We start from the raw sequence: 17,787 nt of genomic DNA, 5'->3' as shown, positions 1-17,787 counted from the left end.
CCTCTTGTAGGCGGTTTTTGTGTGGGATGAAATGGGGAGTGATTATATAACGTCTTCAACCGAGCACCCCCAAAAAAAAACTTCGCCTCCCTAAACACCTCCATCTCCAGTATAATGAACTCACAGAACAATCCAACACCAAAGGGGGAACCACCAATGGACTACCTATACAACCCACATCCATCAACGCGCCACACCGTCTTCGCAAAAAACGGCATGGTCGCAACATCACAGCCACTCGCCGCACAAGCTGGCATTGAAATTATGCGAAGGGGAGGCAATGCGATCGACGCGGCAATCGCAACAGCCGCCGCACTTACCGTCGTCGAACCTACTTCAAATGGCATCGGCGGCGACGCATTCGCACTCGTCTGGGTTAACAATAAACTCCACGGCCTCAACGCATCAGGCCCAGCGCCGCAAGCACTCACAATTGACGCTGTAAAAGCACAAGGACACGACAAAATGCCTGTCCACGGCCTAACGCCAATCACAGTCCCGGGTGTACCAGCCGCCTGGGCAGAACTCGCACGCAAATTTGGAAATCTTCCATTAAAAGAATCACTCGAACCAGCCATCCGCTACGCCGAAGAAGGCTACCCGCTCACACCAATACTCGGGAAATACTGGAACCTAGCCTACAAAAAATACAGCACTTCATTCACCACAGAAGAATTCGACGCATGGTTCACAACATTCGCACCCGACGGCAGAGCACCAGAAATCGGCGAACTATGGAAATCACCAGATCACGCCGCCACACTTCAATCCATTGGGGCATCAAACGCAGAATCCTTCTACACAGGGGAACTCGCCGACAAAATCGACGCATTCATGCAACAACACGGCGGTTATCTCACAAAATCCGACCTGGCAAACTACCAGCCAGAATGGGTCAAACCCGTCTCAACAAACTACCGCGGCTACGACGTTCACGAAATTCCACCAAACGGCCAAGGCATGATCGCATTAATGGCACTAAACATCCTATCGGAAATGAACAGCCCAGTGCCGCACGACACGCAATCCCTTCACGAACAAATTGAGTCTATGAAGCTTGCATTCACAGACGGACAAGCATTTATTACCGAACCATCAGCTATGCCAATCAAACCCGAACACCTACTATCTAAAGCGTACGCACAACAACGTGCCGCCAAAATCGCAGCAACCGCAACGCACCCAGAACCATACGAACTACCAAAAGGCGGCACAGTTTACTTAGCGACCGCAGACGGGGAAGGCAACATGGTATCCTTCATCCAATCAAATTACATGGGCTTCGGATCCGGTATCGTCATTCCCGGCACAGGAATCGCGCTCCAAAACCGTGGCGCCGACTTTTCACTAGACCCGAATCACCCAAATGCACTCAAACCAGGCAAACGAACATTTCACACCATCATCCCAGGCTTCCTAACAAAAAATGGCCAGGCAGTCGGACCATTCGGCATCATGGGCGGATACATGCAACCGCAAGGCCATTTCCAAGTAGCCATCAACACCATTGATTACAAACTAAATCCACAAGCAGCCCTCGACGCACCACGTTGGCAGTGGATAAAAGACAACCTAGTCCACGTTGAACCGGGCTTCCCGAACCATCTCGCCCAAGCACTAACCAGACTCGGTCACCAAATCCAGCCAACCCTAGACTCCGGCTCATTCGGCCGCGGCCAAATCATCTGGCGCAATCCCGAAACCGGCATCCTATCAGGCGGAACCGAATCAAGAACAGACGGAGCAATCGCCGTCTGGTAGATTCTCATCGAACCGCCACCTCCTAAAAAGGTGTATACTTAGGCATCATCAAGCCCAACAAAAAACAACGTTGCCTAGTCTTAGGCATACGTTGTTTTACTTAGAATAAAATGTTTCAAAGTCCACGGCATATATTGTTAACTTCGAACAAAACGTTGCCAACTAACCCTTCAACGTTTCGAACTACCATCTAACCATCAACAAATCACCATACCAAAGGAGGGAATAGGCCCATGTGGAAAATATACGCACTTCTCACCACCGCGATGCTCATCTGGGGATTCAATCTGCCACTCCTCAAGTACCTGCTCACATTTGTCGGACCTGTCACCATGACAACCTTCCGTATCTTGCTCGCAGGTGTGTCCGTGTTCATCATCCTAGGCGCATTCAAAATGCTTCGTCTGCCAACGAAAAAAGAATGGAAATACATAATCGGAGGAGCAATGCTCAACGTCGTCCTCCATCACTATTTCCTAAACATGGGACTTTTCCGTACATCCGGTACAAACGCAGGACTAATTCTTGGCCTAGGTCCCGTCCTGACAGCAATATCAGTTTCTCTAATCATGCGTAACTCACCATCAAAAGTGCAATGGCTCGGCTTCATAATCGGCCTAATTGGCGTTAGCTCCGTCGTCCTCGCTGGCGGGGGAATAGGCGGCCTCGCATTAGGCGATGTATTCGTATTCCTATCAATCGCGGCACAAGTGCTATCATTCCTAGTCATCGCCAAAGCAGCCAAAACGCTCGATCCGCGCATCATGACCGCTTATATGATGGTCGTCGGTAGTGCTGTATTATTCATCATCAGCCTGATCCAAGAACCTGGCGAAATCAAAGCATTCGCCAACGTACCACCCCTGTTTTGGCTAGGATTCGCAGCAAGTGGCATCATCGGCACGGCCGTCGGACACATGCTTTACAACTACTCCGTAGGAAAAGTCGGCCCATCCAAAGCCGCCATCTTCATCAATTTCAACACCATGTTCTCCTTGGCTGGGTCAGCCCTGTTCCTCGGCGAAATCATCACCTATCGCCATCTAATCGGCCTATTCCTTATCATCGCCGGCGTTATATTAGGTTCCGGCGCCGCAGAAGATCTATGGAAAAAACGTCGTGCACGCAGCGAGGACGTTGTCTAGTTCACTAATTAAACTATCTATTTCCACATTCACTACTCAATCCGCCGTCCAGAATACTGGATGGCTTTTTTTCTGCTCTCAAATCATCGAACTCGCGAAGTGTTCAACCAATCAACAAAAGTGTCCAACGAACTCGCGAAGTGTCCAACCAATCAACAAAAGTGTCCAACGAACCCGCAATAGTGTCCAACCAATCAACAAAAGTGTCCAACGAACTCGCGAAGTGTCCAACCAATCAACAAAAGTGTCCAACGAACCCGCTATAATCTCCAATCACCCCCAAGAAACACCCGGAAATCATCCGCCGATATCCCGCATATACTACTACCCACCAATCAAAAAGGGGGAACCACCATGTCACTCACCATCAACCCGCGCGTCCAACAAATCGAACCATCCGGCATCCGTAAAATAGCCAACCAACTCATAAACTACCCAGACGCCATCAACCTAACCATTGGACAACCCGACTTCCCAACACCGGAACGCATCAAACAAGCAGCCCGCAAAGCAATCGACGACAACAAAACCACCTATTCACACAACGCCGGACTCCTCGAACTCCGGCAAGCCGTATCTACCTTCTTCACCGATAAATACAGCTTTACCTACAACCCACAAACTGAAATCATCATCACAACCGGCGCAAGCGAAGCGATGGACACCGTATTCCGCACGATTCTCGAAGAAGGGGACGAGGTCATTGTGCCCGCACCCATCTACACCGGCTATGAACCGCTCATCATGCTTGCCGGCGCAACACCCATCTATCTCGACACAACAAAAACTGGCTTCATCCCGGACCCAGCCCAACTTGCAAAACTCATCACACCCAAAACAAAAGCAATCGTCTTCAACTATCCATCCAACCCAACCGGCGTCACCATTCCGCGCGACACCATGGATGAACTCGCCGCAACACTCGCCAAACAAGACATCTTCATCATCTCAGACGAAATCTACAGCGAAAACACCTTCGAAGAGGAACACCGCTCATTCGCAGAGTACCCTGTACTAAAAGACAAACTATTCCTCATCCATGGCCTGTCCAAATCCCATTCCATGACCGGCTGGCGCATTGGTTTTCTACTCGCGGCCGAAAAATGGATGCAACAAGCCGTCAAGGTGCATGCCTACAACACCATTTGCGCAAGCGTCCCGTCCCAACACGCCGCCATCTGCGCATTGACCGAATGCCAACACACGCCTGCGGCAATGAACCCGGACTATATTCTACGACGCGACTACATCTACAACAGGCTCACCGATATGGGCCTCCCTACAGTCAAACCGGGCGGCGCATTTTACATGTTTCCTTCTATTAAAGAGTTCAACAAAACGTCCGATCAATTTGCCCGCATACTACTCGACGAAGCCCGAGTCGCCGTAGTCCCAGGCACGGCCTTCACAGCATTCGGCGAAGGTCACATCCGAATTTCTTACGCTTACGCATTCGACCAACTCGAAATTGCGATGGATCGGCTGGAAAAATGGGTAACCCATTGGCGGAACAACGAAAGGCATATCGTCCCGGATCCACCGCTGCTTTAATGAGACTGACTTAAATAGTTAAAGTCTTCATTTTTTATAGTTCAATTCAAAAAAGTCTGTTAGGATAGAATATGCAGTCATTCATACTAGCAACTAAACTCTAGGAGGAACACTAAACATGCAAAAAAAGTTTTTTGTATCGTCAATAGCAACAGCAGCAGCAGTAGCATTAATGGTCGTACCAGCAGCGTCCGCAGACACTGCGAAGGTAACATTTAAGGACGTATCCAAGACTTACAAGGATGCGGTTGACTTTTTAGTTCTTCATGAAATGACAGGTGGGTATAACTCAACCCAATTTGGAACAACAAACAGTATTAAACGAGCAGATGCAGCGGTTCTTATCGCAAGATCTATCGGTTTCCAACCCAATGGAAAGTATAAAGACTCGGGTTTTAAAGACGTTCCGAGCCGTGCCAAGTGGGCGGTAGATGCACTTGTAGAAGCAGGAATTTTGAACGGTCTGAATGCCAAAGAATTTGGATCAGATGCTGAAATGACACGTAACCAAACGGCGAAGATTATTGCAAATGCAGCAGGACTTAAAATTGATGAAGTTGCGAAAAAATCAGAATTCACTGATGTTAATACAGAATTTTCAAGATATGTAGAAGCCCTTGTCGATGCGGGCATTACGAAGGGGAAAACGCAGACGAGCTTTGGCGCATACGAATCGGTAACACGGGGCGAGATGGCGTTGTTTATTCATCGTGCACAAGAATACTTCGGTTTCACTGATCTTCTCGTAATGCACACGAATGACACACACGCCTATGCGGATAGATTCCCTTATATCGCAACAGCAGTGAAAGAATTGCGTAAGGAAAATAAGAATAATGTTCTATTGCACGCTGGCGATGTCTTCTCAGGCGACCTCTATTTCAATGAGTATAAAGGGCAAGCTGATTTGGCCCTCATGAATTATATAGGATATGATGCAATGACATTCGGTAACCATGAGTTCGACCTAGGTTCTACGCCAGACGGACATCTAGCTCTTTCGGACTTCGTGAAAGGTGCGAAATTCCCGTTCGTTTCTGCAAACGTCGATTTTTCGAAAGATCCTTTATTCACAGGGCTGCAAACTAAAAAGATAGAATCTAATTATAAGGATGCCCACATTTACGATGGTGTTGTTTTAAATATAAACGGCCAACAAGTCGGCGTATTTGGATTGACTACAGAAGAAACACCGACTATCGCCAGCACTGGTGAAATCAAATTCACAAATTATATCGACCGTGCGAAAGCATCCGTAGCTTCATTTGAAAAAATGGGTGTCGATAAAATCATTGCGCTCACGCACATCGGTTACGACGATTCACTTACTTGGGACAACGATTTGGAACTAGCGAAAATGGTTGAAGGAATCGACATCATCGTCGGTGGGCATTCGCATAGTACAATAGCAGAACCACATGTTGCTAAGAATCATGACGCACCGACAATCATCGTGCAAGCAAATGAATATGGAAAAGAACTCGGTACACTAAATGTTTCATTCAATCAATATGGGGAAATTTATGCGTTTTCTGGTAAATTAATTAACACGGACATTACAGCGACAACTCCTACGACACTAGTACCTGATGCGGAAGCATTGGAAGTGTTAGCTCCATTTGCTGCCGGTGTGTTGAAAGTCAAAACCCAGTCGATTGGTAAAGTAGCACTATCTGCTCTTGATGGCCGTCGTCAATCCAATGATGGAGGCGTTTCAAGTGTTCGTTACAATGAAACGAATCTTGGGAACTTAATGACAGACGCAATGCTTTCAAAAGCAAAAGACATCAATCCGAAAACAACAATTGCTATCCAAAATGGCGGTGGAATCCGTGCATCGATTCCTGCCGGCGACATTACGGTCGGTAATGTCTTAAAAGCAATGCCATTCGGAAATGCATTGGCAATCGTAGAAGTATCGGGCGCAGATTTAAAAGCAACACTTGAACACGGTGTTTCTGCCGATAAACGTGAAGGCGGCGGACTGATAGAAAACGGCGCATTCTTACACGTCGCTGGATTACAATATACGTATGATTCAAAAGCAGAAAAAGGAAAACGCATTAAGTCAGTAAAAGTTAAAAATGGAGATGCATACAAGGACATCGTCGACAGTGAAATGTACTTTGTTGCAACGGCCAACTTCACTGCAAAAGGCGGGGACGGCTTCAAACAGCTTGAAAAAGCATATAAAGAAGGCCGTGTCTCCGAACCAGGCTTCGTAGACTACGAAAACTTCATCAACTACGTGAAAACACTAGAAACAGTAGAACCCAAAGTAGAGGGACGCATCGTCGACCTAGCACAAACGAAGTAATCGAACAAGAGCTATCTCATTACCGGTTTTCCCCGGCTAATGAGATAGCTCTTTTTAGTGTTTTCTATAAGGCGGTGGTGTCCAACCAATCTCTTGAAGTGTCCAACGACCGCAACAAAGTGTCCAACCCACGCAGCAAAATCTCCGACCAAACCCCCAAAGTCTCCAATAAACCCCGCTACTCCATCGACAAAAAAACGTATTTTTCAAATTAGTTCAATATGAACATACTAAAATAGCAGAATGTGTGATAGACTTTGGGTACTATTTGCCATAAAGGAGCTCGGAAATTGAAAAAATTAGGACTAGTACTCACATCGGTTTTATTACTCATCTCAGCGACCTTACTGCCAACGGATTTCGCTTCAGCTGCCACTGTGCATTCAGACATACCTGTAAAGCATCGGGCTTATCAGGAAATCACTTATTTAGCTCAAAGTGACATTACAACTTCAGACAATGCATCCCTCTTTTCACCTGACGCATCGATGACACGTGCGCATGCTGCAGCCATGATCGGCAAGGCAATTCAGCTGAATGGGACACAAACAGCGACACGTTTTTCAGATGTTCCTTCCACATATTTCGCTTCAGGTTACATTAATGAGGCGGTAAATCGTGGAATTATTAAAGGTTACGGTGACGGCTCCTTCGCACCTGATAAAACACTTAATCGCGGAGAAATGGCTGTCCTTATCAGCCGTGCATTCGGATATCAGGCTGATTCGACAACTGCGGCTGCCCAAGAATTAATGGCTAAAGGAATTGCCCAAGGCGTCGAAAAAGGGAATTTTGGGACAGGGAATCTTATGAAACGTGGAGATTTCGCCGTGTTCCTTGCACGTGCCATCAACGCTGAATTCCGCGTAGGCGGGGAAGCACTTACTTCCACTTCTATGTTCGTAAACGTGGCGGAAACCGGGTCCTTAAATTTCCGTCAAGGTCCAGCTACCGCATATACAGAAACAAAAAAACTATTCGCTGGCTATCAGGTGGAGGTTTTCTACAAAGTAGGGGACTGGATTTACACGAAAGTAGGAAAAGATTTCGGTTTCCTTCACACAGACTTTCTATCATCAAGCCAACCGTCCGTCAGCTCTATTAAAGATCCCATCGATTTAAGCGAGAATGGGAATGAAAATACTGGGAATACCGAAAAAAAACCGCTTAGTGAACTGGTGGTTATCATCGATCCAGGACACGGCGCCCATGATCCAGGAGCAGTCGGCTTTGGAATAAGAGAAAAAGATGTTGTCCTCGACGTTTCGTTGCGAATGAAAAAATACTTCCAACAAACGGCGTTACCTGTTAAATTGACGCGTGAAACCGATGTATATCTTACACTTCCTAGCCGCGTCAACTTTGCAGCTGCAAACAAAGGCGACGTCTTTATAAGTGTTCATGCCAATGCCTCTAACGGCTCAGGTAATGGAACAGAGACGTATTACTATTCAGCCGCAACAAATACCAAAGCGGCCGAGTCGAAAGCATTAGCGACATATATTCACAAACGAATGATTGAAGCGTGGAATCTGAAAAACCGTAGTGTTAAGACTGGGCACTTTCAAGTTATAAAGGGCAATGCATTGCCAGCAACCCTTGTTGAAATGGGCTTCATCGATAATAAGGTAGACAACGCGTATCTAGCATCACCCGAACGACGTGAGCAAATGGCGCGTGGAATTTTCTTAGGTACGCTAGATTACTATTACCACTATGAAGGTCGTACAGAAATGGCGCCTTTCTATGCAAAAGTTAACGCAAGGCCTTCAGCTAAGTAATAGATTGTATAAGGAGCATAAGGCCCTGTCAGAGTTGATGTCTGGCAGGGCTTCTTTTATAAATCGTATTATGTAGAAGTAAGGAAAGTCCGTTGAAAGGGATGAATAGGATGCGGAAATTTGGAATTTACATTGCAGTAACAATTATGATCCTCTTTACCTCGCGAAATGTTGTTCTGGCAAATGAAGAACTAACTGACGCATATTTAATTGTGGAGGCAGACCAAACGGAACTCGTACAGTTTATGCAAAAAAAAGGGATTTCGATTAAAAAAGCATACACCTCTTTTTCGGTCATTAGTGCTGATTTAACCGACTCGGAAATAACACTTATACGTTCAAATTTCCCGGGTAGCAGCATCCATTCAAATCGTATATACGATAAAAGTAAAGATTCTGAACGACCGTCTATGAAAGCGGTCCGGGCAACTGGGGAGCTAACAACGCCTTATTCAGGAGCTGGCGTTAAAGTGGCTGTTCTCGATTCGGGCATCGATACGGAACACCGTGATCTGAACATAAAAGGCGGTTTCTGTTCTTTGCGCTATGAATGTGCACCAGGTATTCCTTATGATGACGATAATGGACACGGTACGCATGTCGCGGGCATCATTGCAGCACTTAAAAATGATACAGGAATCGTCGGAATCGCACCCAATGTAGACTTGTATAGTATTAAAGCGCTCAATGCATTTGGAGTGGGAACGACAAATAGTTTAATAGATGGAATCGAATGGGCCATTAAAAACAAAATGGACATTGTAAACTTAAGCATTACGACAGAAGCAGACGATATTGCCCTAAAAACCGCGCTTGATGCGGCATACAGTAAAGGCATATTACTCGTTGGCTCGGCAGGGAACAATGGCGAACTAACAAACAAATCCGTGATGTATCCCGCAAAATACAGCTCAGTCATTGCGGTGTCCGCTGTTAGGGCTGATTTGAAGAAACTAAAAGAAAGCGCTGTCGGTGAAGAAGTGGAAATTACGGCTCCAGGCGAATCAATTCTTAGCACCTACCCGATTAAATTGGATTTCGCAGATTTCAAAGTAGACGGCTACACGCATCTTTCGGGGACATCCATGGCGACGCCGCATGTGACAGGAATCTTGGCACTGTACAAAGAACGGTTTCCGACAAAGTCAAATGCCGAATTACGCACACTTATCAACGACAATGCGAAAGATTTAGGTGCCCCGGGCAAAGACCCGGTATTCGGGTATGGACTTGTTCAATACGTCGCTGAACTGGCTGGCACTGCAACAATTGACGTGAAAAACGAAGTGGGACAAGCCATCCTCACTTCAAAAAGCAATGAAATTATTAAACTTGAAACTAGTGGCAAACAAGTACTCCTCGTGAATGGGCAATGGACCCTTTACGGAGTGGGCGGGAAAAAAGTGTTCCTCGTTACAACGCAGGATGCCAGTGGCAAAAAAACAGTGGAACAACAGTATGTCACATTCAAAACGCCAACTTTTCCGGATGTAACTAACAACCAACGTTTTGCTGGCCCTATCGGTTTCATGAGCAACAAAAACCAAATTAATGGCTTTAATGATGGGACATTCCGACCGCATGCCACAATCACGCGCGAAGAGGCGGCGGTGCTAATTGGACGGGCGCTCGACTTTTCATCTGCCCCTTCAGCAACACGTTTTCAAGATGTTTCGGCATCCTCTTTTGCATCAGGGTATATAAAAGCAGCGGTTGACGCCAAGATAATCTCCGGCTTTTCCGATGGTACATTCCGACCGGGTAGCTATGTCACGCGCGCTGAAATGGCGATTTTAATCTCCAAAGGATTCGAATTGAATGGTAAAAATAATGCGGAATTTAAAGATGTCAGCCATTCAATGGCCGCCTACCAGGCTATCAAATCACTCATAGCGTCGGGCGTCACAACCGGATACGGGGATAATACATTCAAACCCTATGACTTGATGACCCGGGCGGATTTCACTGTATTCCTAGCAAGAGCTCAGAACGATTTTTTCAAATAAGTACTAGAAAGTTTCACGAAGAGTGATAGAATGGTAGAAAAGTCAGAATAGAACTGTAGCGGGGTGACTAGATGAAAAGACGAATGATACAAACAATCTTGATTGTAACGCTAATTGCCGCACTTCCCTTCGTTTCGGCGAAAGAAGCATTTGCCGCAACGAACGATAAAATCGGCGCGTTTGCACAACAGTTTCTAGGTGCTCCTTATCTTTTTGGAGGGACAACACCTGCTGGATTCGACTGCTCGGGCTATATTCAGCATGTGTACAACAATTTCGGAATTAATCTGCCAAGAACGTCAGAGGACCAGTTTAAAGTAGGACAGGCCATCGCACAAAAAGATTTACAAGCAGGGGACCTTGTTTTTTTCGAAAATACATATAAGGTAGGAATTTCCCATGCAGGCGTTTACCTGGGAGACAACATGTTCATCTCTGCTGAATCGAAAGGCGTCACAATCTCAAACTTGGTTACCAACCCTTATTGGGGGCCAAAGTATGCGGGCGCAAAGCGAGTTACGGCTGGAGCGAATGGTCCTGTTTCAAGCCCTACGGTAAAACCAATCGTTCCCGTAAACAAATTCACGGACTTAAAAGAAGCACATCCTGCCTACAAAGCAATTCTGGATTTAACTAGCAAAGGCGTCATTAATGGCTATTTAGACGCCACTTTTAAACCAGAGGAGTCTATTACACGTGGACAAGTAGCCGCAATGTTGAACCGCGTCTTAAAATTACCCGTAAAAGAGGCTGTCCATTTCACTGATGTCGGCAAGGACAATAAATTCGCGGCCGACATCACCGCAATGAGCAATGCAGGTATTTTACAGGGATACGAGACAGGCGCTTTCGGTATCAATGAACAGCTGACGCGCGTGCAGCTAGCCGTCATTGTTGACCGGGCCTTTAATATGAAAGCCAAAGCAAGCCAAAAAGTACAAATCGCTTCTCTTTATCAAGACGTACCTACCAGTTATTGGGCGTCGGAATCGATACACGCTTTAAAAGTGCTCGACCAGACAACCGTTTTCCAAACACCTGCTTATGAAATTACAAAAGAGGTATCAAGAGCTGAATTTTCAGCTGCCGTCTTTAGTGCCATAAATAGCCGATGACTACAAGCCGCTCCTTTCTAGTTCTATAGCGAGCGGCTTGTCTTTTGTCGTTAATTATTGTTCAATAGCTTAATAGACAGATAGACTTAGGGGGAAAAGTAATGAAACGAAAACTGGTTGCTATATTGACTGTACTGTTGTTACTCGTGTACATCTCGCCTGCGGTTTCCCATGCGGATGAACTAACGGGCCTGACGTTAGAAAAAGAAATGCGTGCGATGATGGAACTTGGCATCGTCAAAGGGCATAGCGATGGAAAGGTATACCCGAAAGCAGACGTGAGCAGGGGCGATTTTGCGGCCTTTCTAGCGCGTACAATGGATTTACCGAAAGAAATACCAGCCTTTACGGATGTCAATACCTCTTCAGCAATAGCGGGCGAAATCGGCGCCATCCAAAAGACGGGCATCATGAAAGGGACATTGGACGGCAAGTTCATGCCGTTAAAACTGATGACGCGCGAAGAAATGGCAGTAACGACAGCCCGCGCACTTACTTATCTTGGACTGTCTGTCGAAAGTTCGACAATCATTCTTTCTGATCAATCAAAGTTCTCTATGGCTGAGGGCGCAGGAAGTTCGAAAGTTGTATTCGCGGCAGGAATTATGAATGGCATAAAAGTGAACGCAAGCCGTACAGAGATTACGTTCGATCCTAAAGGACTGTCAAAGCGTGACCAAGTAGCCGCCGTCCTGAAAAGATTTCTAGATTTCGTCGAGCAAAATAAAGGCGGAATCCCTGAAGAAAAACCGCCAATCCCACCAGTACCACCAGTCGTGGATGCCACCAAGTTCCAACTCGCGACAATTGACAATAAAAAACTGGTGCTGCTTGATAAAACCTATAACACCTATGTAGAAGCTGTGAGTGCATTCAACGCGAGTGCAACAGCACAAGGGATTTACAAAGGGAAAGAATTACTACGGGTGAAAAGTGGAATGGCATTTGCACAAGGACCAACCGGCCAAAACACAATTATTTATTCATCACCTGCCTTCACTACACAATCAACATACATCGAAGCAGGCCGTGAAATGCGTATCTTGGAACATGCCGAGAACTATATGAAAGTTCAAGTTGCAGACACAGTAGGCTACGTAAAACATAACCAAATCGATTTCATGCCGACTGCAATACTGGACTCTCGGGACTACTATATCGCTAACACTAGCAATGAGTTGATTCATTTCACATTCAACTATTTATCGAAAACATACGGTTCATTCAGTATTGGGCCTGCACCATCCTTCATGACATCAGGAGTAAAATACTACGCGACTGATGGCGTTCATTTCCTGGATGAAGCAGGAAAAGCAATAGGAACCCATTATCCATACTTTCAATTCCAATCCATTCGAACAAAGACAAGTTATACAGCCGAAGAATTGGATGCATTCATTGTGACAAAATTGGCTGAGCAAGAAGCAACAGGAATTGCGAGATATGCAGGTGCTTCAACTAAATCGAAACTGATTGGCTTAGGCGCATACATCAAACAGATGGAAACAGAACATCGCGTAAATGGATTATTCATTTTAGCGACGGCCATCCACGAAAGTGACTACGGCATTAGCAATAACGCGATGACGAAAAACAACCTATTTGGTATCAAGGTATTTGATAGTACACCAGAAGCAGGCGAGAAATACGCAACACCATCAAGAAGCATTGAAGCATTTGTCATGGAATACGCAAACAAAAACTATGGCCCACCTTCCGGAGCATATGCGAAAGGCGCGGCCCCGGGCAATAAAACCGCGGGCATCAACGCTCATTACGCATCCGATCCAACATGGGGATCCAAAGTAGCAGGCCATATGTGGCGCATGGATAAAGCACTGGGCGCACGGGATTTCGGCAAACATGAACTGGCGATGACAACGACAACAATCCCGCTAAATGCCCGAACGGTACCGGCCGTTTCTGCCAGCACATTGCTATTCACGTACAAAGAGCGCGACCTGGGCCGTAGCGGCGAAACCGGCTATCCGCTCGTTATACTAGAACAAGCTACAGGCAGCGACAACAAAGTTTGGTACAAAGTCCTGTCCGACGATTTATCAAGAGAATTTGTATGGATCCATTCTGATTACGTGCGTAAACTACCTAAATAAGTGAAAAGCCCCGCTCAGCCTGGCTGGAGCGGGGTTTTCATATGTTGTGAGTCACAATCAATAGCAACGAACAGGGGCTATTCAACCGATTTTTTTGGAGTGTCCAACAAAAGGGCAAGTGTCAAATCATCCCCGTCGCAACAAACCAACAAACCGCGTAAACCCTTCCCTATAAAACAACCTAACCATCACCACATAAACCGCAACCCCAACAGGTACCAACACACCGAGCTGCACAGTAGCAGCCCACTCACTAGCACCAGTCAAAATCTTTAAACCCCATATCGCAAATCCCATCACAACAGCCGGCCCAACAACCCTTGTACTCATCCGCGCAAATCGCCTAAACTCAGCAACCCCTAAATCGCGGTACACAACAATCATCGACACAACAAAGTAATACACACTCACAACAGAAGCTGAAATCGCTAACGCAGGATACCCATACTTATCAACCAACAACCAGTTCAGCAATATATTCACCGCAATCGTCGTCACGCTGATCCTAAACACAACCGCTGTCTTGCCGCGTGCGTACATCGACTTCGACAAAATAAGTTGCATCCCTTGAAACACGATAATCGGCAAGTACAACAACAACGCCAAATGTGTATTCGCTGTATCCGTGGCGGTAAATGCGCCTCGTTCGTATATAAACGCAACAACCGCATCCCCAACGACCAACAATCCGACTGCAATCGGAAGCAGCGTCACCAACGAAATCTCCATCCCACGAAATACCGTATCCCGGAACTTCGCCACGTTCTCCGTCTGTTCACTCATCAGCGTAAAGATGATGGCGGCCAAAGTCGTCGCATAAATTGCATTGGGAATACTAATAATGAGCGAAGAGTTATTCAAATACGTAACCGATGCATCTCCCGTACCGGAAGCGAAAAATCGGTTGACAAATAAATTCACTTGCCCGACGACAGAGTTGAGTAATGAAGGAACAATCAAAATCAAAAATGCTACCCTAAAATCGCGCTCCATTCGAAACACAGGTTGCCATTTATAGTCAGAGCGGATAAGGGCTGCAATTTGAATCACAACTCCCATCACCGTCCCGACGATAAAACCATAAACCAAAGAGAAAATGCCCCATACGTCACTGAAAAATAACGCGAAAAGTGCGGCCATCAACGTCGCAAGTAATTTCGAAACTTGCGAAGGGACGAAAATACGCCGTGACTGCAAATAGGAATCTAGTAACCCACTAAGAGCAATCATCGTCATAAACGCAAAGAAAATCTGTGTCATTTGAACAGCGAGAACGGACGTCGCTTCGCTCATATTTCCGTAAATAAACGGTACAAATGCGTCTGCAAAGAAACAACCAACCAAACTGACGCCGACAAAAATGAGCATTGTCCAATTTAAAAGCGCATTGGCATTTTGATCTCCACGCTTACCTGCAGCTCGACTTTTCACATACATCGGTAAAAATACATTATTGAAACCGGTCGAAATCATTGCAACAACTAGGGTGATGAAGCCGAATGCAAGAAAATACGCATCGGTTTCAGAGGAAGCACCAAATTCCTTTGCAACAATTGATTCGCGGATAAACCCAGATACTTTTAAAACGAGCGCAAGCGCTGTTGCCCATAACGCTGTCTTTTTCAATCGGCTCATAATACCCTCCATAGAAGAAAGCTCCCAGCCGGGGCAGGGAGCTTCACAATCATTTATTCAACGCTTTTAGGTAAATTGCTTCATATTTCTCAGCCGCAGCAAAATGTGAATACTCCGCAATAATTTTCGCACGAGCCGCATCTGCTAAACGTTGGCCTTCTTCCGGATCGCCAAGCAACCGAATCATTGCGTCGCTTAATGCTTCCACGTTCTGCTCTTCGACAAGCAATCCGTCTACGCCATCTTCTATAATTTCTTTCAAACCGCCAACCGCACAAGCGATCAACGGAACGCCGGAGCCCATCGCCTCAAGCGCGGATATCGAAGTCGCTTCCTCAACACCCGCAGAGTAAATCGATGGAACAAGCGCAACATTACTCGCCGCATAATACTCAACCATATCCGTATGGTCAACTGCACCAACCATTGTCACGCGATCAGTTACGCCCAGTTCTGCAGCTTTCGCTTTCATCGTCTCCATCGCCTCGCCAGTACCCGCAAACACAACCCGTGCTTTCGGGAATTTCTCCAAAACGGCCGGCAATGATAAAATTGGATAAATCACACCATTTTTCTTCGTTAACCTGCGTGGTACAAAGAAAATCAAATCATCTTTCTCTAACCCGTACTTTTCACGGAATTCATCCCGTCGTTCAATTTCAGGCTTAAACGACTCGACATCAATGAAGTTCTTGATCATATTGCCGACAACGCCTGTTTCCTTCTCGATATAATCTTTAATCCGCGTATCGACAGTGATTACTTCGCGCGTCGCTTTATACGATGCGCGCTCATCTTCCATCAATTTCTTCGCTTCAGGGGACCCTTCAATAACGGACCCCTTGGATATACCTTCAAACGTCAAGTAACCGTGAACTGTACTGACAACAGGTACATCAGTAGAAATAGCTGCAAATGTCGTAAAGACATCCTGTGCATTAACCAAGTCGTACGAACCGTCCGCAACTTCCGCCTTAATGATTGCCTCAAGTCCTTCTTTCCGTCGTTTTAACGACCAGACGTACCCAGATCCTTGCTTCACTTTATTCAATAAAAAAGCGGGGCCCCTTACGACACCTTCTTTTTTCCACTTAGGCACATCCGTAAACGACACAATCCGTACTTCATGACCGCGTGATTCAAGACCTGACTTCAATGTCGTCAAGTGAACCGACAATCCTCCTAAATGAGGATAATCATATGCAGTCGCCAATAAAATCTTCACTACTCATCGTCCTCCATTCAAAAACTTATCCCGTAACAAATCAACATTGCGCAATGCTTCAGAACGCAACACTTCAACATTAGGTTTAATCATTGTTTTTAGTTCATCCGAGTGATCAAGCGCATATAACGAACTCTCAAGCAGTTCCTCTTTAGTGAACTCACCAAGTGGAAACGATTTATCCCACATGCCTGAACGCTTCAAAAAGCTTTCCACTTTCCGGTCATAACTTAACCCGACGTGGGGCACGTTCGATAACGCCGCAAAAATCAGCGCATGTAACCGCAATGCTATCGTCAAATCCGTCTTCGCGATGAAATTATAAAACTCATTCGGCGTAAAGATTTCGCCAAGTAATCGAGTTTTGTTGGCAAATTTCATCTTCGCTAAAACCTTTTTAGAAACATTCGTATCATAAGGTGGCTCCATTGGAACAAATACAGGAATAACCCCACGTTGCTCAATCAACTCGTCCAATACCCACGCAAGTTTTTCAATATACTCATCCTCATGTTCGAACCAGGGGCGGGGTGCAACGGCGACGAGTCGCTCATCGCCGTTCAAGCTAAGCGACGCATATGCAACATTATCTTCATTTGGTTTAAAAGCGAATACGATATCTGCTGTCACGACCGTTTCGGGACGTTTCACACCTAATGAAATCAAATAATCCTTCGAATACTGATCGCGTACCGTGACCAAATCGGCCATATTGGCAAATAACCGCATTAAAAACTTGCCCCACTTGCTCGTCACAGGTCCGATGCCTTGTGAGAAGAACATCACTTTCGTTCCACATAATTTCGCCAAAAACACGATGAGTAAGTAATAGGGAAGGGGACCAAACAAAAATTTCGTTGGATACGTATCCTGTAGCAGCCCGCCCCCGCCGGAAATTAGCAGATCTGCCGCGCGTAATGCTTTCACTTTTTCTTTATTCTCTTTGCGCCATCCGCGATAAACAGATTTCACACCGTGTTCCTTGGCTGTCTGTTCAGGAGACAATGAAAACACCGTGATGTCAGGGTTATCTAGTTCCGCGCGTAAATTATCAACAATCGCTTTCAATATTGCTTCGTCACCCGTATTACCAAGACCGTAAAAGCCGGAAAGTACAATTTTCAATCTCTCGTTCCT

The 17,787-nt window shown here is 46.0% G+C and carries 11 protein-coding genes; 8 read left to right on the top strand and 3 right to left on the bottom strand.

Annotation, left to right across the window (positions count from 1 at the left end; all coding sequences use genetic code 11):
* Positions 1–156: 156 nt before the first annotated feature.
* The 8 genes from H2672_RS00410 (at position 157) to H2672_RS00375 (ending at position 13,790) form a co-directional block, all read left to right on the top strand.
* On the top strand, positions 157–1,761 hold the full coding sequence (locus H2672_RS00410; protein WP_186667855.1) for a gamma-glutamyltransferase family protein: 1,605 nt from the start codon (positions 157–159) through the stop codon (positions 1,759–1,761).
* A 233-nt stretch (positions 1,762–1,994) separates the two neighbouring features.
* Complete coding sequence (locus H2672_RS00405; protein WP_186667854.1) at positions 1,995–2,906, top strand: DMT family transporter; 912 nt, start codon at positions 1,995–1,997, stop codon at positions 2,904–2,906.
* Between the two features lie 354 nt (positions 2,907–3,260).
* Positions 3,261–4,457, top strand: coding sequence for an aminotransferase class I/II-fold pyridoxal phosphate-dependent enzyme (locus H2672_RS00400; protein WP_186667852.1), 1,197 nt, complete (start codon positions 3,261–3,263; stop codon positions 4,455–4,457).
* 118 nt (positions 4,458–4,575) lie between these two features.
* Complete coding sequence (locus tag H2672_RS00395) at positions 4,576–6,774, top strand: 5'-nucleotidase C-terminal domain-containing protein (protein ID WP_186667851.1); 2,199 nt, start codon at positions 4,576–4,578, stop codon at positions 6,772–6,774.
* Positions 6,775–7,064: 290 nt separating this feature from the next.
* Positions 7,065–8,555, top strand: coding sequence for an N-acetylmuramoyl-L-alanine amidase (locus H2672_RS00390; RefSeq protein ID WP_186667850.1), 1,491 nt, complete (start codon positions 7,065–7,067; stop codon positions 8,553–8,555).
* A 110-nt stretch (positions 8,556–8,665) separates the two neighbouring features.
* Positions 8,666–10,561 carry a S8 family peptidase gene (locus tag H2672_RS00385; RefSeq protein WP_186667849.1) on the top strand — a complete coding sequence of 632 codons (1,896 nt, stop codon included), beginning with the start codon at positions 8,666–8,668 and terminating at the stop codon, positions 10,559–10,561.
* Positions 10,562–10,632: 71 nt separating this feature from the next.
* Complete coding sequence (locus tag H2672_RS00380; RefSeq protein WP_186667848.1) at positions 10,633–11,676, top strand: C40 family peptidase; 1,044 nt, start codon at positions 10,633–10,635, stop codon at positions 11,674–11,676.
* Between the two features lie 101 nt (positions 11,677–11,777).
* The gene (locus tag H2672_RS00375) at positions 11,778–13,790 is read left to right on the top strand and encodes a glucosaminidase domain-containing protein (RefSeq protein WP_186667847.1); all 2,013 of its coding nucleotides are present in this window, start codon (positions 11,778–11,780) and stop codon (positions 13,788–13,790) included.
* A gap of 126 nt (positions 13,791–13,916) precedes the next feature.
* On the opposite strand, the gene murJ is transcribed toward H2672_RS00375, so the two are convergent.
* The 3 genes from murJ to csaB are packed head-to-tail and all read right to left on the bottom strand — an operon-like array spanning position 13,917 to position 17,775.
* Positions 13,917–15,425 carry a murein biosynthesis integral membrane protein MurJ gene (gene murJ / locus H2672_RS00370; RefSeq protein WP_186667846.1) on the bottom strand — a complete coding sequence of 503 codons (1,509 nt, stop codon included), beginning with the start codon at positions 15,423–15,425 and terminating at the stop codon, positions 13,917–13,919.
* A 49-nt stretch (positions 15,426–15,474) separates the two neighbouring features.
* The gene (locus H2672_RS00365; RefSeq protein WP_186667845.1) at positions 15,475–16,650 is read right to left on the bottom strand and encodes a glycosyltransferase family 4 protein; all 1,176 of its coding nucleotides are present in this window, start codon (positions 16,648–16,650) and stop codon (positions 15,475–15,477) included.
* Positions 16,651–16,653: 3 nt separating this feature from the next.
* Positions 16,654–17,775, bottom strand: a complete 1,122-nt coding sequence (gene csaB, locus H2672_RS00360; protein WP_186667843.1) for a polysaccharide pyruvyl transferase CsaB — start codon at positions 17,773–17,775, stop codon at positions 16,654–16,656.
* Positions 17,776–17,787: the final 12 nt, after the last annotated feature.

The sequence above is a fragment of the Sporosarcina sp. BP05 genome (assembly GCF_014282005.1).
Taxonomy (GTDB): Bacteria; Bacillota; Bacilli; order Bacillales_A; family Planococcaceae; genus Sporosarcina.
This window is presented reverse-complemented; position numbering and strand designations above follow the sequence as displayed.

Bases quoted from the DNA above. Each gene is read 5' to 3' on its own strand.
- H2672_RS00410 (WP_186667855.1), top strand. From the start codon at position 157: ATGGACTACCTATACAACCCACATCCATCAACGCGCCACACCGTCTTC.
- H2672_RS00405 (WP_186667854.1), top strand. From the start codon at position 1,995: ATGTGGAAAATATACGCACTTCTCACCACCGCGATGCTCATCTGGGGA.
- H2672_RS00400 (WP_186667852.1), top strand. From the start codon at position 3,261: ATGTCACTCACCATCAACCCGCGCGTCCAACAAATCGAACCATCCGGC.
- H2672_RS00395 (WP_186667851.1), top strand. From the start codon at position 4,576: ATGCAAAAAAAGTTTTTTGTATCGTCAATAGCAACAGCAGCAGCAGTA.
- H2672_RS00385 (WP_186667849.1), top strand. From the start codon at position 8,666: ATGCGGAAATTTGGAATTTACATTGCAGTAACAATTATGATCCTCTTT.
- H2672_RS00380 (WP_186667848.1), top strand. From the start codon at position 10,633: ATGAAAAGACGAATGATACAAACAATCTTGATTGTAACGCTAATTGCC.
- H2672_RS00375 (WP_186667847.1), top strand. From the start codon at position 11,778: ATGAAACGAAAACTGGTTGCTATATTGACTGTACTGTTGTTACTCGTG.
- murJ (WP_186667846.1), bottom strand. From the start codon at position 15,425: ATGAGCCGATTGAAAAAGACAGCGTTATGGGCAACAGCGCTTGCGCTC.